The organism is Frankia sp. CcI49, assembly GCF_001983215.1.
GTDB lineage: Bacteria > Actinomycetota > Actinomycetes > Frankiales > Frankiaceae > Parafrankia > Parafrankia irregularis.
This window is the reverse complement of sequence record NZ_MOWP01000041.1, coordinates 32228-52657: the sequence shown is the minus strand read 5'-3', so window position 1 is coordinate 52657 and position 20430 is coordinate 32228. Positions and strand designations below refer to the sequence as shown.

Sequence of the window (20430 nt, the reverse complement as noted above, 5' to 3'; positions counted from 1 at the left end):
TCAGTGGTGGGCGTGGTCAGAGGTTGACCGAGTAACCGCCGTTGACGGGATAGGTCTGACCGGTGATCCAGGACGCGGCGGGGCTGGCGAGGAAGGTGACAAGCCCGGCGACGTCATCCGGCTGCCCGAGCCGGGGCACGATGTAACGCCGCAGCTGGCGCTCGACGCGGCGCTGTATCTCGGGTGACCCGGCAGCCATGTCCGCGAGCCCGATGGTGTCGACGGTGGCGAGCGCGATGTTGTTGACGGTGATCCCGTCCCGCCCCACCTCCCGGGCGATCGCTCGGGTGAACCCCGCCGCACCCGCCTTGGCCGCGGCGTACGGGGCCATCTGCGGCTCGCCGACCCGGCCGGCGTCGGAGACGATCGTGATGATCCGACCGTGACCGGCGGCGATCATGTGGGGGAGCGTCGCCCGGGTGCAGTTCATGACGCCGTAGAGGTTCACGGCGAAGTAGCGCTCCCAGTCGGCTGGTTCGGTGTTCGTGAACTCGCCGAGGCTGACCGAGGGGCCGCGCCCGCCTGACGCCGGCGCGGTCGCGTCCCCGATCGCCGGCCCCGCGTTACCCGCGTTGTTGACCAGGATGTCGACGCCCGCGTCGCTGATCGACCTGGTCACCGCCTGGTAGTCCGAGACGTCGAACGGGACGGCCGCCGCGGCGCCGCCGGCCTGTTCGATCTCCTTGGCGACCGATTCCGCCCGGTTGGCGACGAAGTCGTTCACKAGGACCCTGGCGCCGGCCGCGGCCAGGGTCAGGCAGGCGGCGCGGCCCACGCCCTGACCGCCGCCGGTGACGACGGCCGTCCTTCCGCTCAGATCGATCGTGAAGCTCACGTGCGGTGGCTCCTTGTGTAGTCCGCGCGGTGTTGTCCCGCGGGTAGGAGATGTCGGTTCGGCTCCCGGGCGTTCCGCCCGCCTGTCCGCTTCGCGAGCTTAGTTAAACCGAGTCTAAGTATGCAAGAGTCACTCCATGATCCTTGTGGCTGTGGGCGGCGGCCTGGGGATTCGATCTCCATGCCCGGTGGGTTCGGGTGGTGAGGCTTCCGGAGGGCTGTCGGGCCACGGTTGCGCCGCCGCGTGCGAGGTCTCACACTAATTCAACTTGGTCTAAATATTCTTTCGAGGGAACGGATTGAGATGAGCGCGGAAGAGCCTCCCGTCCTGCAGGCGAAGAACCTCTGCGCCGGGTATCGACGGGTCCCCTGCGTCCGGGATGTCGATCTCGACGTCCGGCCCGGTGAGATCGTCGTCGTGCTCGGCCCGAACGGGGCCGGAAAGACCACCACCCTGCTCACCCTCTCCGGCGCACTGCCGGCGCTCGGTGGTGAGATCCGATGGAGGGGCGAGCCGACCACGGCGGCTCTGCACCACCGTGTGCGGGGTGGACTCGGTGTCGTGCCCGAGGAACGCTCCGTCATCTCCCGGCTTTCGGTGCGTGACAACCTCCGGATCGGTCCCGGGCCCGTCGAGCGGGCACTGGAGCTGTTTCCCGAACTGGAACGGCTGCTCGGGCGCCGGGCCGGCCTGCTGTCCGGGGGYGAGCAGCAGATGCTCTCGACGGCCCGGGCGCTGGCGGCCGAACCCGCGGTCCTGCTCGCCGACGAACTGTCGCTGGGCCTGGCACCCAAGATCGTCACGCGTCTCATGCGCGCGCTGCGCGAGGCCGCCGACCGCGGTGCGGGAGTCCTGCTCGTCGAGCAGCACGCCCGCCAGGCACTGGCGGTCGCCGATCGGGCCTGCGTGCTCAGGCGCGGACGGGTGGTGTGGTCGGGGCCGGCCGMGGAGGCGACGCGGGACATCCGCCGGATCGAGGGCGCCTACCTCGGCGGGGCGACCGCGGCGTGACCTGCGGGTGGCTGGCCGGCCGGTGTGGTACCGGCCGGCCAGCCACCCGGGACTGATCCAGATGCGGGTCAGATCTGGATCTGCACGACCTCGTCCTCGACCCGGGTCGGGAACACCATCAGATCCTGGTTGAACCCGTCCGAGGACGAGGGCCGGACACAGGCGCCGGTACGGACGTCGTACCGGCTGGCGTGCTGGGGACAGATGATGAAACACCCCTGGTCCAGGGGGCGCCCGCCCAGCACGCTGCCCTGGTGCGGGCAGAGGTTCTGAAAGGCGAAGTACTCGCCGTCGACGTTGGCGACAGCCACCGGGAATCCGTCGACGATGACGGTCGCGGTCTCGCCCGGACCGATCCAGTCAACCGGCACGGCGTCGTGGAAATCAGCCACTGCTTCTCCTGAATGACGGTCAGTAGCTGCGGGCGCGGATGACGTCGAGTTTCTGGCCGCGCGGCCGCGTGACGATGAAGACGTGGACGTCTGCCACGCTTTCGACGGTCTGGCCGCCGTGCTTGCCCATGACCCGGCGGATCGTGCCCTCCTCCTGCAGCCGCGGCCACACGAGGTCGCTGTGCGACCCGTGGTTCTCCCAGTCGGTCGACCCGCCGCCCTCGCCCAGGGCTACGCCCTGGATGAGGGTGGTCACCCGGATCTCCTCCTTCTCGAACTCCAGGTTCAGGGCCTGGCCGAGCGCCTCCAGCCCCGCCTTGGTGAGGCGGTACACGGATTCGAAGGGGAAGACCTCGATCGTCACCTCGGACGAGGTGTTGATGATGTCGCCGCCACCGGCCGCCCGCAGCAGCGGAATCGCCGCCCGGCAGGTGTAGACCGGGCCCAGCAGATTGGTGCGGACCTGGGCCATGATGTCGCCGTCGGAAAGCGCGTCGAACGGGCACGGGCGGTGCAGGCCCGCGTTGTTGATGAGGATGTCGAGCTTTCCGAACCGCTCCTCGATGGCACCGAAGGCGCTCCGCACGCTGTCCGGATCACCGACGTCGGTCGCCACGCCCACGGTGCCCGGCCCGAGGTCGTCCACGAGGGCCTTGAGGCGGTCGGGCCCCCGGGCCAGCAGCACCACCGAGGCGCCTTCGGCCGCGAAGCGTCTGGCCACGGCCAGGCCCGATCCGCTGGTCGCCCCGGTGACCGCGACCACCTTGCCCGCGAGCTGACTCCTTCCCGCGAGCTGACTCATCGGGCCAGCACCCCGATTCCCGCGGCCTCGTTGCGCCGCCGCCATTCGTCCTTCGGCATGCGGGTGGTGTCGACGTTCGCGGCCCGGGCCCGCAGCGCGCCGACAGTGGCCTGCTCACGCGGAATCGTCGTGAACGGGTCGAAGTCGAAGAAACGGCACGCGTTCTGCCAGGTGATCTTGTGTGTCTCCAGCTCGGTGACGCCGGCCTCGGTCAGCTCGCCCCACAGCAGCTCGGGCGATTCGGGCCAGGTGGTGTCCGTGTGCGGATAGTCGGATTCCCAGGCGATGATGTCGATGCCGATGTCATGCCGGGCCTTGAGCCCGGCGAGGTCGGTGATGAAGCACCCCAGCACGTGCTCGCGGAAGATCTCCGACGGCAGCCGCCCACCGAAGTCGTTGTGCAGCCACACCTGGTTCCTCACATGCCGGTCGGCTCGTTCGAGGTAGAAGGGAATCCACCCGATCCCGGCCTCGGAGAAGGCGATCTTCAGGGTCGGGTACCTCTCGAGGACGTGGCCGAACAGGAGATCCTGCGCGACCAGCGTCATGATCTGCGTCGACAGGATGATCGAGTGGTCCGGCGGGGCCTCCGGCGGCAGCTTCAGCAGGCCCATCCCGCCGCCGATGTGCAGGCAGAGCACGGTGCCGGCGTCGACGACGGCCCGCAGCATCGGATCCCAGTAGCCGGACAGCAGGCTCGGGTAGCCCTGCGCGTGCGGYGCCTCCAGGAAACTGACGGCCCGGCAGCCCTTCGCGGCGAGCCGGCGCACCTCCGCCGCGGCGAGCTCCGCGTCCCACATCGGGAGCATTCCGATCGGGATGAAACGGCCGGGGGCGCCCGCGCACCACTCGTCGATGTGCCAGTCGTTGTAGGCCTGCAGCATGATCATGGAGAGTTTCTTGTCCGGTGCCTCGGCGAACGTCCGGGCGTTGTAACCGGCCATGCTGGGGAAGCACATCGAGGCGAGGACGCCGTTGGCGTTCATGTCGTCGACGCGCGCGCCCAGGTCGAAACATCCGGGTCGCAGCTCGGTGTAGGTCCCGGGGTCACGGCCCCATTCCTCGGCCGGCCAGCCCACCGTGGCGGCCATCCCGAACGGCGTGGACGTCGCCACGCCCTGGAACACCCACTGGTCGATTCCCGCGTCGTTGCGGATGACCTTCGGCGCCAGATCCCGGTACCTGGCGGGCACGTGCCGCTCGTACATGTCCGGCGGCTCGATCGAATGATCGTCGATGCTGACGAGGATCATGTCTTCTTTTTCCATGCTCACACCGGCCCTTCGGTTTCCCTGATCCGATTCACTGGCTGTCGGGCTCCGTTCACCCGGAGAGCTCCCGGCCGACCGCGGCGACGTCCTGGCCGGCGGCCGGCTCCGCCGCACCTGCCGGCCGGGCCGGGTGGACCGCTTCAGGCGGTTCCGCGGAACCGCTGTGCTCCGCGGAACCGCTGTGCTCCGCGGACCCCTCGATCTCCGGCTCTTCCGTGCCGAGGTAGGCGGCGATCACCCGGGGATCCGAGCGGATCTCGGCCGGGGTTCCGGTCGCGATGACCTTGCCGAAGTCCATGACCACCAGCCGGTCGCAGACCCGGTTGAGCATTGGCACATCGTGTTCGACCAGGACGATGCCGATGCCCCATTCGTCCGCCAGTCGGCGCAGCAGGTCGGAGAGCTCGCGGGTCTCCGACTCGTTCAGGCCGGCGGCCGGTTCGTCCAGCAGCAGGACCGAGGGCTCGGCCGCGATCGCCCGGGCGATCGCCACCTGGCGCCGGCGCCCGTAGGAGAGCTCGGACGGCAGACGGTCGAGATCGTCGGCGAGCGCGAACATCTCGACCGCGGAGCGCGCCGCCGGTGTGAGCTGGGTGCGCCTGGGGCGCACCAGATCGGTGACGTAGGCGATCGAGTCACGCGGGTCGGCGGCGGTGCGCAGATTCTCCAGCACGCTGAGCTGGTCGAACAGTTCCAGCGACTGGAAGGTGCGACCGATGCCGAGCAGGGCCCGCCGGCGCGGGTTGTGGGCGTCGATCCGACTGTCGTCAAGCTGGATGGTGCCGCTCCACAGCCGGGTGAAGCCGGTGACGGCGTCGATGAAGGTGGTCTTGCCGGCCCCGTTGGGACCCATGAGGCCGACGATCTCGCCGGGCCGGACCTCCATCGAGACACCGCCGAGAGCGTGGACGCCGCCGAAGCGGACGGCGAGGTCCTGCACCCGCAGCACCTTCGGTGTCACCCGGTGCGCGACCGCGGGCGGGACGGCTCCGCCGCTGGAACGGCTGGCGCCGCCGCTGGAATGGCTGGCTCCGCCGCGGAGGCGGGCGGTGAGTGCCGCCGGGGGCCGCCAGCCCGCGATGCGGGCCGCGAAACCGTTGGGAAAGCTGATCAGAGTGGGCGCGAGGAGCGCGGCCAGCGCGAGCGTCACGTACTGGTTGATGTCACCGTTCGGGAAGATCTCGCCGAAGATCTTGGACGTGAGCCCGCCCGACGTGCTGGCACCGGCGATGACGCCGCCGAGCAGGAAGCCGACGCCGCCGATGACCGTGTTGATGACGACGGCGATCGAGTTGAACACGTTGAACTGGTTGAAGTCGACGTAGCTCGACTGGAAGGCCAGCAGGACGCCGCCGAGCCCGGCGATGGCCGCCGAGAGCGCGAACGAGACGAGCTTGGCGCCGTACACGCTGATGCCCAGCGAGGCGGCCGCGCGTTCGTTGCCGCGCACGGCCACCAGCCGCCGGCCCGACCGCCCGCGTCTGATGTTGCCGGCTGCCACGGCGGCCAGCAGCAGCGCGGCCAGGCAGACGACGGCGTACCGCTTCGGGTGGCTGACGGGGTCGACGTCCCAGCCGAACAGCGAGGCGGGTTCGACGACGGTTCCTTCCAGACCGCCGGTCAGCGGGACGCTCTGGAAGAGGACGGCCTGCAGGGAGTAGGCGAGGCCGAAGGTGGCGATGGCCAGGTGGATGCCCCTGGTCCGCAGCGCGGGCAGGCCGACCACGACGCCCAGGGGGACCGCCGCGACCACGCCGATGACCAGCACCAGCAGGAACGGTAGCCCGTGTTCGGCGGCGAGGCGCGAGGCCACGTAGCCGCCCCAGCCGGCGAACGCGAACTGCGCCAGCGAGAGCTGCCCGCCGTAGCCGGTGACCACGACCAGCGAGACGCAGACGATCGCGCCGATGATGGTCGTGGTGAACGCGTCCGTCCAGCTGTCCGGCGTCGACAGGATGACCACGGTCGCCACCGCGACCACGGCCGCGACCCGGCCTGGCCGCAGCACACCGGTCCCGATCTCGGGGAGCACCTCGTTGACGTGGCTGCGCAGCGGCAGGCCGCGGCCCCGTACGACCAGCACCAGTACGACGACCAGGAACGGGACGGCCTCGCCCCAGCCCGCGGCGCTCACGTAGTTGGTGATCTCGGACTGGGTGATTCCGATGACCATCGAGGCCGCGAACGCGATGGGGAAGGACGCGAACGCCGCGACCACACAGGTGGCCAGGGCCGGGATGATCAACAGGATGAGCGTGTTGATGTCGAGTCCGGTGATCGGGACGATGAGGATGCCGGCCGCCCCGGCGAGCATGGCACCGAGCGTCCAGTTGATGACGGCGACCACGTCCGGGGAGTGGCCGGTGAGCTGTGCCGCGCGCTCGTTCTCCGCCACCGCGGCGGTGACGGCGCCGAACCTGCTGTACCGGTAGACCAGCCACAGGACCGCCGAGATCACCACCGCGATGGCGAGCAGGACCAGCCGGTCCGCGCCCACCGCCGGCCCGCCGAACGGGCGGACGCTGTCGGTGGGAAGGAACGACCCCACGATGTGCACCTCGGTGCCGAAGACGATGCGGCCCGCCTGCTGCAGCACCACCATCACACCGAGGGTCGCGATCACCCTGGTCAGCGGTGGTGCGTCGCGCAGCGGGCGCATCACCGCCAGGTGCATGAGGGCGCCGACGGCCCCCGAGATCGCCAGCGCCAGCGCGACGGCGGGCGCGGTCGGGACGCCGGCCTCCATGTGAAGTTGGTAGAAGGCCAGGGCGCCCACCGCGGCGAACGCGCCCTGCGCGAAGTTCACGACGCCGGAGCCTCGATAGACGAGGAGAAGGCCCTGACCGGCAAGGGCGTAGATGGCTCCCAGGCCGAGGCCGAGCAAGGCGAAGCGAATCATCGTTGCGCTACCCCTCGGTTCCCGCCGCCCGCGCTGGTCGCGGTCACGGCTTGGTGAAGATGGGGACGTAGCCCTCGGATGTCTGCTGGAGCCTGCCGTCCTTGACGACGCCTTCGACGATCTGCTGGTTGAACAGGCGGGGCATCCCGGGCAGGGCGTCGAAGGGCTTTGTGGTGGAGAAGCCGTCCGGCAGCAGGCCGAAGACGTTGAAGTCGTTGAGGTTGCTGAACGCCTTCAGCGTGGACTCGCGGGTGACGGGTCCGTCGATCGTGCGGGCCACCTGTGCGAACGCCCAGGTGTCGAGCCAGCCGTAGAGGCTGACCTGGTCGATGATCTTGCCGGGCTGGTACTTGGCCATCTCGTCGCGGAACCGGACGATGCCCGGCTCGTCGCTGGTCACGATGGGCAGCCCGGCGGAGACGAGGACACCGTCGGCCTTGTCGCCGAGCGCGGACAGCGCGCTGGGCACGAGCGAGGACGCACTGGCGGAGATCTTCTGGTCGAAGTCGCCCCCGCGGGCCACGGTGAGCCAGGCGGCGAGGTGGGTGGGCATCGCGGCGAGGGCCACCCCGTCGCCGTCGGCGCCGCGGGTCACGGCCGGAGTGAGGTCGGTGGCGGTCAGGTCGATCGGGATGCTGCCTGTGATCTTCATGTCGCGGCCGCGTTCCAGGGAGACCTCGTTGAACTGCACCGCGGAGGCGGCCTGCGCGATGTTGGTGTAGGCGACCTGGATCTTCCTGGCTCCGGCGTCGGCCAGGACGGTGCCCAGCGCCGCGCCCTCGGAACCGGCGAGTGGGAAGGAGTTCGTGGAGTTCAGCACCGACTGGCTCTGCGGCGGCGGGCCGATGTTGGGAACACCGGCGGCGGCCAGGATCGTGTTGACCTGCTCCTGGTAGGCCTCGTAGTCGCCCACCTCGGCGATGATCGTCTTGTCCGCGACCAGGTCGCGGGCACACTCGACGGCCTTCGCCGGCCCGTCGGTGCCGCCGGCGTCGCAGACCTTGACGGTGAGCGGCCGGCCGTTGATGCCGCCGGAGGCGTTCACCGCGGAGGCCGCGGCCAGCGCTCCGTGGTAGACCTCGACGGGTGGGCTGACGCTCGACAGCGGCGTGATCACTTCGACGACGATCGGGTCACCGGCCAGGCCGGCGGTGTCGGCGGCGGCCTCGTCGTCGGAGCCGCCACCGCAGGCGGCGAGTGCGGCCGATAACAGACCGGCCGCGGCGATCACCGCGAGTGCCCTGCGATTCTTCATGATCGGACTTCCCTTCCCGGTGTTCTCCCGGTGAAAAGGAACGGGAGACTCTTGTGACGGCAGCACGGAACCGGCGTTTCGGCCGGTTTCCTTTGTTTCCGGCTGGCCTGGCCCGGGACACGCCAGGCGCAGGCTCATCGGTGTTTTCTGGGCAGCGCTCATCGGCCACGGCAGGTTTTCCCGCCGCGCACTGACCCGCCGCAGACTGGCCCGCCCCACGCTGAGGGCCGTGCCGGCCCGTCGGGTGCGGTTTGTCCGTTTCCGTCTCTGGAGGAATCTCAGTTTTGAACTGAGTCAAATTTTGCGAGATCTACTTTTTAACAGGTGGGCGCGGGTCGCACAACCCTCTGTCCAGGTCCGATGTGCTGGGAGGGCTGGTGGCGTCTGCCCCGCCTCCGAGGCGCGACCCGGCTCGGCCCGGGTGCCGTGGTCGCACGGGTCGGCTCGTGGGCCTCCCTGTTGTCGGCAGGGGCCCGGTGCAGCTCGGAGGTCCGGTGCCGGGCTGGCGCCGCGCCCGTCCCCGGGGTGCGGACGGCCCTTGCATACTTTGACTCAGTCTAACTATGGTGTCGAGGGAGTGGCCGGGGTGGCCGGCGTCCGGCGGGCTTTCAGGCCGTTAGGGAAGGGAGTGCGAGCCAGTGCATCAGCCGATGGCGGGCGTCAAGATGGTTGAGGTCGCCCAGTTCACGTTCACCCCTGCGGCAGGCGGAATTCTTGCCGAGTGGGGTGCCGATGTGATCAAGGTCGAGCATGCCGTGGCGGGTGACGCCCAGCGGGGAATGGTGAACCACCCGAAGGACGGCACATTCCAGCCGATCATGGATCATCCCAACCGCGGGAAGCGCAGCATCGGCCTCGATCTCGCCACCCCTGCGGGCTACGACGTCCTGCTCGAACTGTGCCGTGACGCGGACATCTTTCTCACCAACTTCCTCCCGGCCGCGCGCCGCCGGCTGCGGCTGGACGTCGACGACATCCGAAAGGCGAACCCGGACATCATCTTCGTCCGTGGGTCCGCGCACGGGCAGCGTGGGCCGTGGGCGGAGAAGGGTGGTTACGACGGCTCCGCCTTCTGGTGCCGGATGGGCAGCGCCTGGGGGGTGACCCCGCCGGAGAGCCCGCGGGTCGTCAGCATGCCCGCCGGCGCCTACGGCGACTCGATGGGCGCCATGACCATCGCCGGCGGCATCGCCGCCGCGCTCTACGGCCGCGCGACCACCGGCCAGCCCTCGGTCGTCGACGTCTCCCTCATGAGCGTCGGGGCCTGGGCCTTCGGGCTCGACCTGGGCAACGCGGCGCTCACCGGCGCCGCGAAGGAGCCCGTGCCGCTCAACCAGACCATGATGAACGTGGCGCTCAACCCGACGGTGGGCCATTTCCGGACGTCCGACGGGCGGTGGATCAACTTCACGATGCCGCAGGCCTTCCGCTACTTCCCGGATGTCTGCCGCCACCTCGGTCTCGAGCATCTCGTCACGGACGAGCGCTTCGACACCGCGCAGAAGCTCATGGCCAACTCCGCCGAGGCCGGCCGGTACATCGCCGACGCGATCGCCGAGAAGCCGTACGCGCACTGGATCGACCACCTGCAGACGATGGAGGGCCCGTGGGCCCCGGTCCAGGGCCCGCTCGACATCCTCGACGACCCGCAGATGCAGGCCAACGGCTACCTGAGCACGTTTCCCGACAGCGAGGGCAAGGAACGTTCGCTGGTCGCCAACCCCGTCCAGTTCGACAACCTGCCGCCGGACACCCGGCGCGCCCCCCAGTTCGCCGAGCACACCGACGACCTGCTCCGGGAGCTCGGGCACACCGACGAGCAGATCATCCAGATGAAGATCGACGGTGCCGTCACCTGACCGGTGAGCCCCGCGCACCCCCTCGGACCACCCCAGCCCCCCGGACCAGCCCAGCCCCTCGGACAGCGGAGGACACCGTGACGTACCGCGTCATCCAATGGACAACCGGCACCGTCGCCAGGGAGGCGGTGGCGGGCATCCTCGGCCACGCCGATCTGGAGCTGGTGGGCGCCTGGGCCCACTCCGCGCACAAGGACGGCAGGGATGTCGGCRAACTGTGCGGATTAGGCCCGCTGGGCGTGGCCGCGACCCGCGACAAGGAAGCGCTGCTGGCCACGCCCGCCGACTGCGTCTGCTTCACCGTCGGACGGAACTGGGTGGAGGACCCGAGCGAGACGTTCGGGGACCTGCTGCGGATCCTGCGGTCCGGCAAGAACGTCGTGAACCTGTGGTGGCCGACCCTGGTGTACCCGAAGGCGCAGGACGACGACCTCTACAAGGAGCTGGAGCAGGCCTGCCTCGACGGTGGGTCGTCGATCGTCACGGTCGGGATGGACCCCGGCTACGGCACCGCGGGCCTCGCGCTGTCCGCGCTGGCGCTCGCGCGTGAGGTCAGCAGCGTGCACATGTACCAGTTCATGAACAACGCCTACTGGGAGGGGGAGGGCATCACGAAGTTCTTCGGCTTCGGCCAGCGGGATGCGGCCCGCTCGCCCATCCTCGCGCCCGGCGTGACGACCAGGTACCACGCGACGACGCTGCACCTGCTGGCCGACGCCATCGGCGTGACGATCGAGGAGATCGTCGAGGACCACACGCTCAGCTACGCGGACGAGGCCTTCGACGTGGCGTCGGGCCACATTCCGGCCGGGACGATCGCCGGGGTCAGGTACCGCGTCAAGGGCCTGGTCGGCGGCGTGGCCAAGGTCGTCGTCGAGCATGTCGAGAAACTGCGGGAGAACGACTTCGCGGAGCTGGGATTCTCCGGCGACGGCTACCGGGCGGTCGTCGAGGGCCTGCCCGGCATCACCCTGGACCTGAAGATCTCCTCGCCGGCCGGTTACTCGGGCGACCCGGTGGCCGTGGCGTCGGCGATGAGCGTCGTCAACGCTGTTCCCCGGGTCTGCGCGGCCGAGCCGGGGGTGCTGTCGCTGCTCGACCTGCCTCCGTTCCCGTCGAGAAATCCGGCCGCCCCGCGGCTTTAGAAAAGAAAGCGGCGGCCCACCGGAAACCGGCGGGCCGCCGCTTTTGTCGGCCGGGGTCAGACCGACCGCTGGGTCATCAGGAACTCGATGACCGGGCGGCCGGTCTCCCACGAGCCGCCGATCGAGGACATCACGTGACCGGAGTCGACGAGGAGACTGACGCCGCTCACACCGGCGGCCGCGGAACTGTTCAGAAACGCCATCACGTCGGCGATCTCGTCCGCCCGCAACGGCGCTGTGCCGGTCGCCTTGCGGTACTGCTCGTCGAAACCGAGCCAGGTGTTGGCACGGGCGAGCGGGGTGTCCGTCGGCCCCGGGCAGACCGCGTTGATCCGAATTCCCTTCGCCAGCAACGGATAGGACTCGCGGGCGACGTAGGCGTTGATCGCCTGCTTGCTGAACATGTAGGTGCAGGTGCCGTCATGACCGTCAACCCAGGCATCGGCGGACGCGTAGTCGGGCGTCGTGAGGAAATCGACCAGCAGTGGCAGGTGATTCTGCCAGCCGAGCCCGGCCACCGACGAGATCATGCAGATCGCCGAGCCGGGGACCAGTGTTCCGTCCTGGACCAGCCGCTCGGCGAGATGGCGGTGGGCGATGAAGTTGACCCGCATGACGGCCGGCCCGCCGGCGATGCCGGCCGCGGAGAACACCGCGTGCAGCGGCCCGCTGACCTGGTCGATCGCGGTGTCCAGCGCGTCGGGGTCGGTGAGGTCGACGGTGATYTGCCGGGCGACCGGATAGTCGACCGGGGCGCGGTCCATGACCACGACCTCCGCGCCGAGCGCGCTGACCGCCTGGGCCGCCGCCGCGCCCATACCGGTGGCCCCCCCGACCACAAGAACCCGCTTTCCGTCGTAGCGAAATGCTGCTGTCTCGGTCATGCTCCGCGCCCTCCGATTCTTCCTGCCCAGGTCTGCTCCGGGGCGGATCGGCATCTCGACCCCCCGTGGGGAAATGGGGCCATGCCGGTCCTGCCCGCGACCGGGTTGACAGTACATGTACTTGAACCTAGTGTAAATATGGACGGTAAGGCGGCAGGTGGGGGACCTGTCTCCTCCGGTGTTGGGAGACTGGTACGAGCGGACCGCGCCGCCCGGAGGGAAGGGCATCCATGAGCGAGCCGCAATACTCGATGACCGATTCGAACTGTGCTGTTACTGATGCGCGTCGAGCACCCGTCGATTCGCGCTACCAATACCTCACCTACGAGGAGCTTGACGACGGGGTGATTGTGCGGATCATGCTCAACCGCCCCGGGACCCGTAACGCCCAGAATCGTGGCCTGCTGGTGGAGCTGGGCGACGCGTTCCTGCGCGCCGAGGCCGACGACACCGTCCGTGTCGTCATTCTCGGAGGCCACGGCCCGATGTTCTCGACGGGCCACGACATGGGCTCGCGCCAGGGTCGCGAGGACATGCACCCGGGGCCGAACCAGCATCCCTCGGCAAAGGTGAACGGCGGCACCCGCCACGGCGCCGAGAAGCTGATGCTGCAGGAGTGGCACCACTTCTTCGAAAGCACCCGCCGCTGGCGGAACCTTCGGAAGATCACCATCGCCGCCGTGCACGGCGAGGTCTACGCGGCGGGCCTCATGCTGATGTGGGCGTGCGACCTCATCGTGGCGGCCGAGGGCACCACGTTCGCCGACATGGTGGGCACCCGGCTCGGCATGTGCGGCATGGAGTACTTCGCGCACCCCTGGGAGTTCGGCCCGCGCCGGGCCAAGGAGCTACTCCTCACCGGCGACTCGATCGACGCGGAGGAGGCCTGGCGCCTCGGGATGGTCTCCAAGGTCTTCCCGGGTGCCGAGCTGCATGACTCGGCGCTGCGGTTCGCCCGGCGGATCGCCTCGATCCCCACCATGGCGGCCCTGCTCATCAAGGAGTCGGTGAACCAGAGCGTGGACAACATGGGCTTCTACAACGCGCTGAACGCCTGCTTCACCCTCCACGAGCTCAACCACTCCCACTGGGCCTGGGTGCACGAGGGCGGAATGCCGGTGGGCCAGCCGGGTGACCAGGGCGTCGCCGACTGGCGGACCAGTCCGCCGGTCCCGCCCTCGCGCCGAGACCTCGTCCAGGCCCCGGCGCCGAACGCCCATCCGGCCGGTTGACGGCATGGACGTGACGGCAGGGGTCCGCCCACCCGACGTCGACCCCGACACGAAGATCAGATGCTCCGACTGGGCGCGGGCGGCGGCCATGTCGCCGGCGGGCACGGCCGGAACGTACCCGGGCTTCCTGCTCGTCGAGATCCCGCTGCCATGGCCACGGGACGTCGGTGAAAGCGCCCAGGCCGCCGCCCTGGAGCCACTCGTCGGTCCGCCCGGCTACCGGCTGCAGGCCGTCGTCCCCGCCCAGCAGCGCCCTGCCGGGGAGGAACGGCGGGTGATTCTGCATGCCCGCAGGCCCGGTGAGGCCGGGTTCGCCGGATACCGCAGGTTCGAGAGCGCGGTCGGCTGCTCGTTGTACGACACCGTCGGCGAGCTGGTCGCGGCGGCGGCCGACCCGGGCCCGTCGGCGCTGGAGATCCCCGCTGTCGACGTCCTGGTGTGCGGGCACGGCCGCCGCGACGCCTGCTGCGGCCGGCTCGGCGCGGGCCTGGCCGTGAAACTGGAGGCGGCCGGGGTGCGGCCGGGGGTGAACCTGTGGCGGGCCAGTCATCTCGGTGGGCATCGGTTCGCGCCGGTGTGCCTGGTGCTCCCGGAGGGAACCGGCTGGGCCTTCGCCGATCTCGATCTCGTCGACTCCGTGCTGAGCCGCTCCGGTGACCCGGAGCGGCTCGCCGGCCACTACCGGGGCTGCTCGGGCCTCGCGGGCCCGCAGGTGCAGGCACTCGAGGTGGAGGTCCTGCGGCGGGAGGGCTGGGGTGTGCTGGACCGCCCCCGCAGCGGGTCGGTGCACGGCACCCGGGCCGAGCTGACCTGGGCCGAGGGCGGGAACGCCGTCACCTGGTCGGCGGACGTCCGCCCCGGCCGCACCGTCGCGATGCCCGACTGCCTGAGCCCGCCGTCGGCCGCGGCGAAGCGCCAGACCGAATGGGCGGTCTCCGACGTCGTCCGCCACGAGCACACGTCGTCCGCCACGAGCACACCTCGCTCGCCTGACACGCCGCTCGCCTGACACGCCGCTCGCCTGAAACACGTCTCATCTGACAGGAGCAAGGACATGACCTACGCGGGCCTGGACATCGCGAAACTGCTCATCGACGGCCAGCTCGTCGACGCGGACGGCGGGGCCACGTACGACAACATCAACCCGGCCACCGAGGCCGCCATCGGCGTCGCCGCGGACGCCTCCGCCGGCGATGTGGACGCGGCGATCGCGGCCGCCCGCAGGGCCTTCGACGAGACCACATGGAGCACCGACGTCGCGTTGCGGGTCCGCTGCCTGCGCCAGCTGCAGGACGCGCTGTCCAAGCACGCCGAGCCGTTCAAGGCGATGTCGACGGCCGAGGTCGGCCTGCCGAGCAGGATCTCCGGCTCCACCTTCGACCGGCCGGTCGAAGGCATCGGCTGGGTCGCCGACCTGTTGGAGAACTACGAGTTCACGCAGGCGCACGGCATCGGCCAGATCGAGCAGTTCCGCTCCCGCCGCTGGACGGAGCGCGAGCCCTACGGGGTGGTCGGCGCGATCACCCCGTGGAACCAGCCGACCCAGGTGAACCTCGCGAAGGTCGCCCCCGCGCTCGCGGCCGGGAACACCGTCGTCCTGAAGGCCGCGCCGACCACCCCGTGGTGCGCCAGCGCGCTCGGAAAGATCGTCGCGGAGCACACCGACATCCCGCCCGGCGTCCTCAACGTCATCACCAGCTCGGTCAACGACCGGGGTGAGGAGCTCATCACCGACCCGCGCGTCGACCTGATCAGCTTCACCGGTTCCACCGCGGTCGGGCGGCGGATCATGAAGCTGGGTTCGGAGACGGTGAAGAAGTGCTTCCTGGAGCTCGGCGGGAAGTCGGCGAACATCGTCTTCGCCGACGCCGACTTCGCGACCGCGATCGGGATGTCGACCTTCATGGTCTGCGTCCACGCCGGCCAGGGGTGCGCCACGCTGACCCGGCTGCTCCTGCCGCGCTCCCGCTTCGAGGAGGGCGTCCAGCTCGCCGCCCAGATGCTGTCGATGGTGCCCTACGGCGATCCGCTCGACCCCGCGAACGTGATGGGCCCGCTGAACAGCGAGCGCCACCGCGACCGCGTCGAGGGCATCGTCGAGCGGGCGAAGGCGGCCGGTGGCACGCCTGTCCTCGGCGGGCGGCGCCCGTCGCGGTTCGACCGTGGCTACTACTTCGAGCCGACCCTGTTCGCCGACATGCCCGAGGACGCCGAGATCGTCCGCAACGAGATCTTCGGGCCGGTGCTCGTCGCGCTGCCGTTCGACGACGAGGACGACGCCGTGCGGATCGCGAACGACAGCATCTTCGGCCTCTCCGGCGCGGTCTTCTCCGGCGACCACGAGCGTTCCAAGGCGGTCGCCCGCCGGATCCGCGCCGGCACGATGATCGTGGACGGCGGCATCTACTACGGGCCGGACGTCCCCTTCGGCGGGTACAAGCAGAGCGGCATCGGCCGTGAGATGGGCCAGCTGGGCTTCGAGGAGTACCTCCAGATCAAGACCCTGTGCGAGCCCGTGTGACCCCCCGGGGCCGGTACCGCACACCCGCACACCCGCGCAGACGCACGTCGACGGAAGCCAGGAGCACAGCGTGAGCACCGCGACCGAGATCTACTACGACCCGTACGACTTCGACATCGACCAGGACCCCTACCCGGTGTGGAAGCGCATGCGGGAGGAGCAGCCGCTCTACTACAACGAGCGGTACGACTTCTACGCGCTCTCCCGGTACGCCGACGTCGAGGCCGCCTCGGTCGACTGGCAGAGCTACACGTCCGCCAAGGGCATCCTGATGGAGATGGTGAAGGCCGGCTTACCGACCCCGCCGGGGCTTTTCATCGCCGAGGACCCGCCCGAGCACGACATGCACCGGCTGATCCTGAGCCGGGCCGTCACCCCGCGGCGCGTGCAGGTCCTGGAGGAGCGGATCCGGGAGCTGTGCGCGGAGTACCTCGACCCGCTCGTCGGCAGCGGTGGCTTCGACCTGGTGCAGGATTTCGCCGGCCACCTGCCGATGCGGGTCATCGGCGCCCTCGTCGGCATTCCCGACGAGTACCTGCTGAGCCTGCGCGACAAGGTGGAGGAGTCGGCCCGGCTCACCGAGGAGAAGCCGCAGGAGGAGCAGCGGCTGCCCAGCATCGGGGCACCGTACGCGCCGTTCCTGGAGTTCCGCCGGGCCAACCCGGCGGACGACTTCCTCACCACCCTCATCCAGGCCCGCTTCACCGACGTCTTCACCGGCGAGGAACGCGGGCTGAGCGACGCCGAGATCCTCAACTACGTCGGCATGCTCTACGCGGCCGGGGTCGAGACGACCGCCCGGCTGATCGGCTGGCTCGGTAAGGTCCTCGCCGAGCACCCCGACCAGCGGGCCCAGGTCGTGGCCGACAGGTCGCTCGTCCCGAACGCAGTCGAGGAGACGCTGCGGTACGAGGTGCCGTCGCCGATCCAGATCAGGGTGGCGGCGAAACGGGTCGAGCTGTACGGGCAGCACGTCGAGGAAGGGAAGATCGTCACCCTGCTGACCGGTTCGGCGAACCGGGACGAGCGGGCCTTCCCCGACGCGGGCACGTTCGACATCCACCGGAAGATCGACGCGCACCTGACCTTCGGTAAGGGCGTGCACTACTGCTTCGGTGCCGCCCTGGCCCGGATCGAGGGCCGGATCGCACTGGAGGAGATCCTGAACCGCTTCCCGCGCTGGGATGTCGACCTGTCCGGCGCGGAGCTGATCCACACCGCGACCATCCGCGGCTACCACAGGCTGCCCGTCGTGCTCTGACACCCGGCCGGCGGTGCCGCGCCGGTTCCGCGGAGCCGGGCGCGGTTCCGCGGAACCGCGTCGCGTCGCGCCCGGCGCCATCCGCTATCCGAGCTCGACGACGCGGGTGGGGTGCAGCGTGACCACCACTCGCCCGTCGACCGGCGCCTGGAAGTGCTCCAGGTCGCTGCCGTAGACGGCCAGCAGGCGCTGGAGGAACACCAGATCGGTGTCCTCGGTGATCTCGACGGTGCCGCGGACCTCCAGCGTGCGGTACGGGTTGGCCGGGTCGATCACGAAGACGGTCGCCTGCGGCCGGGCGACGAGGTTCCGGTACTTCTGCCGGCTCGGGTGCAGCGAGGTGCGGACATGATCACCGTCCAGCATCGCCCAGATCGCGGTGACCTGCGGCAGCCCGTCGGCTCCGACCGTTGCGAGGCTGATCGTGTGGCCGGACTCCAGCAGGTCGCGGTGGCTCGGGGAAATGGTCGGCACCGGTTCTCCTTCTCGTGGTGCGGCGGCATGCGGGTTCCTGGTGCGTCGGCAGGTGGGGGATGCCGACGGTGAACGACCGTATCCGCAGGCCGATCAGTCCCCGCCGTGGCCGTCGGGTGGGCTGCCGGCCGCTGCCCGGGCCAGCGTGCGCACCGCCTCGGCGGCCTCGTCCGCCACCCGGGCGGAACCGGTGTCGAAGCCGCGCATGAACCCGCTGCGCGGCAGGTAGGCGTAGCCGTGCGCGGTGGCGACCAGCGCCCGCAGCAGATGGCCCGCGTCGTCGGGATCGCCGGTGACGGCCAGCGCGGGGAACAGCAGGCGGTCATGCAGCTCGCGAGTGGCGTCGCGGCGCGGCGGGTCGGGAAAGTCCTGGAGTTCGTCCGCGAAGATGAGCTCGAAGCCGGCGCCGTGGGTGAGGGTGTACCGGACGTAGACCCGGGTGAGCTCGGCGAGTACCTCGACGGCGGGTGTGATCCCGCCGGTCGCTGGTTGTCCGACTCGTTCGGCGGCGTCACGCATCAGCTCGGAGAGCTGGCGGGCCGCGAAGGTCGCGGCGGTGGACAGCAGCTCGGCCCGGCCGGCGAAGTGCCGGTAGGGAGCGGCGCCGCTGACGCCTGCCCGGCGGGCCGCGGCGGCGACCGAGAGGCCGGCGACCCCGTTCGCGCTGACAAGCTCGAGCGCGGCCTGGACGAGCGCTGCCCGCAGGTCGCCGTGGTGGTAGGTCGCCCGCCTTGCCACGCCCGATGCCCCCGCTCTCGTTCGCATCTGTCGCTCATCTGCCGATCATCTGCCGCGAAAGGCCTGGTCAGGATGTGTTCCATCCCGCTTTGACCTCAATGTTAGAGGTCTCTTACATTGAGGTCGACCCGCCCACCCGGTGCGGGACCCCGGGATCAGGAGGCGGACAGCACATGCGCGCGACGTTCATGTACGGAGCCGGCGACGTCCGCGTCGAGAACGTGCCCGACCCGCGGATCGAGGCACCGACCGACGCGGTCGTCCGCATGGTGCTGGCCTGCGTGTGCGGGTCCGACCTGCACCCGTTCCACTCGATGCCCGCCGCCGAGCAGGGCGTGCCGATGGGCCACGAGTTCATCGGCGTCGTGGAGGAGATCGGTGCGGAGGTCACCGGTCTGGCCCCGGGCGACCTTGTCATCTCCCCGTTCTCCTTCTCCGACAACACCTGCGTGTTCTGCCGCGACGGCCTGCACACCTCATGCCTCAACGTCGGCTGGTACGGCGGCGGCGGCGCCGGGGGAGTGCAGGCCGAGCTGGCGAGGGTGCCCCAGGCCGCCGGCACCCTCGTGAAGATCCCCAGCGACGTCGACGAGGCACTGCTGCCCTCCCTGCTCACCCTGTCGGACGTCTACCTCACCGGCTGGCACGCCGCGCACATGGGCAGGGTGGCCCCCGGCTCGACCGTCACCGTGATCGGCGACGGTGCGGTCGGCCTGTCCGCGGTGCTCGCCGCGAAGCAGTTGGGCGCCGAGCGGATCATCCTGATGGGTCGGCACACCTCCCGCACCGACCTGGGCCGGGAGTTCGGCGCCACCGACGTCGTCGCCGCGCGTGGCGAGGAGGGCGTCGCCAGGGTGCTCGACCTCACCGGCGGGGAGGGCAGCCCGGTCGTGATCGAGGCCGTCGGGTACATGCCCGCCTACGAGCAGGCCTACGGCGTGGTCCGTCCGGGCGGGATCATCTCCCGGGTCGGCGTGCCGCAGTACGAGGAGGCGCCGGTCGGCTTCGGCTCCCTGTTCGGCAAGAACGTCTACCTCACCGGCGGGCCGGCACCCGTGCGTGCCTACCTCGAGCAGGCGCTGCCCGAGGTGCTGAAGGGCGCGATCAACCCCGGCAGGGTCTTCGACCGCACCGTCACCCTCGACAACATCGCCGACGCCTACCGTGCCATGGACTCCCGCGCCGCCCTGAAGGTCCTCGTCCGCCCCTGACCTGCTGCCCCCTGACCGGGGGCGTCGCCTACGCCCCCGCGGGCCTGAGCTGGATGAACAGGCTCTCCGCGTCGGCGCACAGGGTTCCGCCGTCGAACAGCCGGCCGCTGAGGAACAGCTTGCGGCCCTCGACTCGGTCGACCRTCGCCTCCACCCGCAGCCCCACCTCGACCCGGGTGAGCGCGCGGTAGCTGACGTTCAGGTAGAGCGACCGCGCGAACGGCCGCTCATGGTTGGCCAGCATGGCCAGCACCTCGTCGAACACCAGCCCGATGGCGCCGCCGTGCACCGCCCCGCCGAGGGTGAGGTAGTGCCGCCCGAACGTCACCCGGGCCAGGGCGCGGTCGCCGCCGCGTTCGTCCCAGATCACCGGGGGGACCATCGTCTGGCCGCGACCGTCCAGGTCCAGCCGCATCCCGGTGACGCGCTCGGCCTCGGGCACCGCGAACTGCCGCAGCTGTGCGCTGAGCTGCGCGAACTGGTCGGCGACCTGGGTCACGACCGCGGCGGGCGGGCGGGTGTCGGCCACCGCGTCGAGCAGCTCGCGCAGGTTCTCCACGAACCGGCCGAAGTCGGGGCCACCGGGAACGGCAGCGGATAAGGCCGCAGATTCATCCGTCACAGTGATTCATCCTTCCAG

The 20430-nt window shown here is 70.2% G+C and carries 18 protein-coding genes; 8 read left to right on the top strand and 10 right to left on the bottom strand.

Annotated elements, in window-relative coordinates; translation table 11 throughout:
• Positions 1–16: 16 nt before the first annotated feature.
• Complete coding sequence (locus CcI49_RS34755) at positions 17–835, bottom strand: SDR family NAD(P)-dependent oxidoreductase (RefSeq protein WP_054565624.1); 819 nt, start codon at positions 833–835, stop codon at positions 17–19.
• 303 nt (positions 836–1138) lie between these two features.
• On the opposite strand from CcI49_RS34755, the gene CcI49_RS34750 reads away from it, so the two are divergent.
• The gene (locus CcI49_RS34750) at positions 1139–1846 is read left to right on the top strand and encodes an ABC transporter ATP-binding protein (RefSeq protein ID WP_076833710.1); all 708 of its coding nucleotides are present in this window, start codon (positions 1139–1141) and stop codon (positions 1844–1846) included.
• Positions 1847–1914: 68 nt separating this feature from the next.
• On the opposite strand, the gene CcI49_RS34745 is transcribed toward CcI49_RS34750, so the two are convergent.
• Genes CcI49_RS34745 through CcI49_RS34725 form a run of 5 tightly spaced genes read right to left on the bottom strand, consistent with a single transcriptional unit; the run spans position 1915 to position 8465 of the window.
• Positions 1915–2238: a Rieske (2Fe-2S) protein gene (locus CcI49_RS34745; RefSeq protein ID WP_006539186.1), complete on the bottom strand. Its 324-nt coding sequence runs from the start codon at positions 2236–2238 to the stop codon at positions 1915–1917.
• Between the two features lie 19 nt (positions 2239–2257).
• Entirely contained in the window at positions 2258–3040 is a 783-nt protein-coding gene (locus CcI49_RS34740) for an SDR family oxidoreductase (RefSeq protein WP_076833708.1), read from the bottom strand.
• A complete protein-coding gene (locus CcI49_RS34735; protein ID WP_076833706.1) occupies positions 3037–4308 on the bottom strand; it encodes an amidohydrolase family protein in 1272 nt (423 codons plus the stop codon). The genes CcI49_RS34740 and CcI49_RS34735 overlap by 4 nt, the downstream gene beginning before the upstream one ends.
• A 55-nt stretch (positions 4309–4363) precedes the next feature.
• Positions 4364–7210: an ATP-binding cassette domain-containing protein gene (locus CcI49_RS34730; RefSeq protein ID WP_076833704.1), complete on the bottom strand. Its 2847-nt coding sequence runs from the start codon at positions 7208–7210 to the stop codon at positions 4364–4366.
• Between the two features lie 43 nt (positions 7211–7253).
• Positions 7254–8465 carry an ABC transporter substrate-binding protein gene (locus CcI49_RS34725; RefSeq protein ID WP_076833701.1) on the bottom strand — a complete coding sequence of 404 codons (1212 nt, stop codon included), beginning with the start codon at positions 8463–8465 and terminating at the stop codon, positions 7254–7256.
• Positions 8466–9115: 650 nt separating this feature from the next.
• Between CcI49_RS34725 and CcI49_RS34720 the strand changes: the two genes are divergently transcribed.
• Together CcI49_RS34720 and CcI49_RS34715 are read left to right on the top strand one after the other, a co-directional pair.
• A complete protein-coding gene (locus CcI49_RS34720) occupies positions 9116–10324 on the top strand; it encodes a CoA transferase (RefSeq protein ID WP_347280166.1) in 1209 nt (402 codons plus the stop codon).
• 77 nt (positions 10325–10401) lie between these two features.
• On the top strand, positions 10402–11469 hold the full coding sequence (locus tag CcI49_RS34715; protein ID WP_076833698.1) for a dihydrodipicolinate reductase: 1068 nt from the start codon (positions 10402–10404) through the stop codon (positions 11467–11469).
• A 56-nt stretch (positions 11470–11525) separates the two neighbouring features.
• On the opposite strand, the gene CcI49_RS34710 is transcribed toward CcI49_RS34715, so the two are convergent.
• Positions 11526–12353: an SDR family oxidoreductase gene (locus CcI49_RS34710; protein ID WP_054565617.1), complete on the bottom strand. Its 828-nt coding sequence runs from the start codon at positions 12351–12353 to the stop codon at positions 11526–11528.
• Between the two features lie 251 nt (positions 12354–12604).
• On the opposite strand from CcI49_RS34710, the gene CcI49_RS34705 reads away from it, so the two are divergent.
• The 4 genes from CcI49_RS34705 (at position 12605) to CcI49_RS34690 (ending at position 17367) form a co-directional block, all read left to right on the top strand.
• Complete coding sequence (locus CcI49_RS34705; protein ID WP_054566488.1) at positions 12605–13585, top strand: enoyl-CoA hydratase; 981 nt, start codon at positions 12605–12607, stop codon at positions 13583–13585.
• Positions 13586–13589: 4 nt separating this feature from the next.
• Complete coding sequence (locus CcI49_RS34700; protein WP_076833696.1) at positions 13590–14594, top strand: sucrase ferredoxin; 1005 nt, start codon at positions 13590–13592, stop codon at positions 14592–14594.
• A gap of 45 nt (positions 14595–14639) precedes the next feature.
• Positions 14640–16106, top strand: coding sequence for an aldehyde dehydrogenase family protein (locus tag CcI49_RS34695; RefSeq protein WP_076833694.1), 1467 nt, complete (start codon positions 14640–14642; stop codon positions 16104–16106).
• A 70-nt stretch (positions 16107–16176) separates the two neighbouring features.
• Entirely contained in the window at positions 16177–17367 is a 1191-nt protein-coding gene (locus CcI49_RS34690) for a cytochrome P450 (protein WP_076833692.1), read from the top strand.
• Between the two features lie 84 nt (positions 17368–17451).
• On the opposite strand, the gene CcI49_RS34685 is transcribed toward CcI49_RS34690, so the two are convergent.
• Together CcI49_RS34685 and CcI49_RS34680 are read right to left on the bottom strand one after the other, a co-directional pair.
• The gene (locus tag CcI49_RS34685; RefSeq protein ID WP_076833689.1) at positions 17452–17841 is read right to left on the bottom strand and encodes a PPOX class F420-dependent oxidoreductase; all 390 of its coding nucleotides are present in this window, start codon (positions 17839–17841) and stop codon (positions 17452–17454) included.
• Between the two features lie 93 nt (positions 17842–17934).
• A complete protein-coding gene (locus CcI49_RS34680; protein WP_076833687.1) occupies positions 17935–18606 on the bottom strand; it encodes a TetR/AcrR family transcriptional regulator in 672 nt (223 codons plus the stop codon).
• 146 nt (positions 18607–18752) lie between these two features.
• On the opposite strand from CcI49_RS34680, the gene CcI49_RS34675 reads away from it, so the two are divergent.
• Complete coding sequence (locus CcI49_RS34675) at positions 18753–19790, top strand: alcohol dehydrogenase catalytic domain-containing protein (protein ID WP_198955726.1); 1038 nt, start codon at positions 18753–18755, stop codon at positions 19788–19790.
• A 28-nt stretch (positions 19791–19818) separates the two neighbouring features.
• Here the strand turns inward: CcI49_RS34675 and CcI49_RS34670 are convergent, their stop codons facing one another.
• Positions 19819–20412, bottom strand: coding sequence for a PaaI family thioesterase (locus CcI49_RS34670; RefSeq protein ID WP_076833685.1), 594 nt, complete (start codon positions 20410–20412; stop codon positions 19819–19821).
• Positions 20413–20430 lie beyond the last annotated feature (18 nt).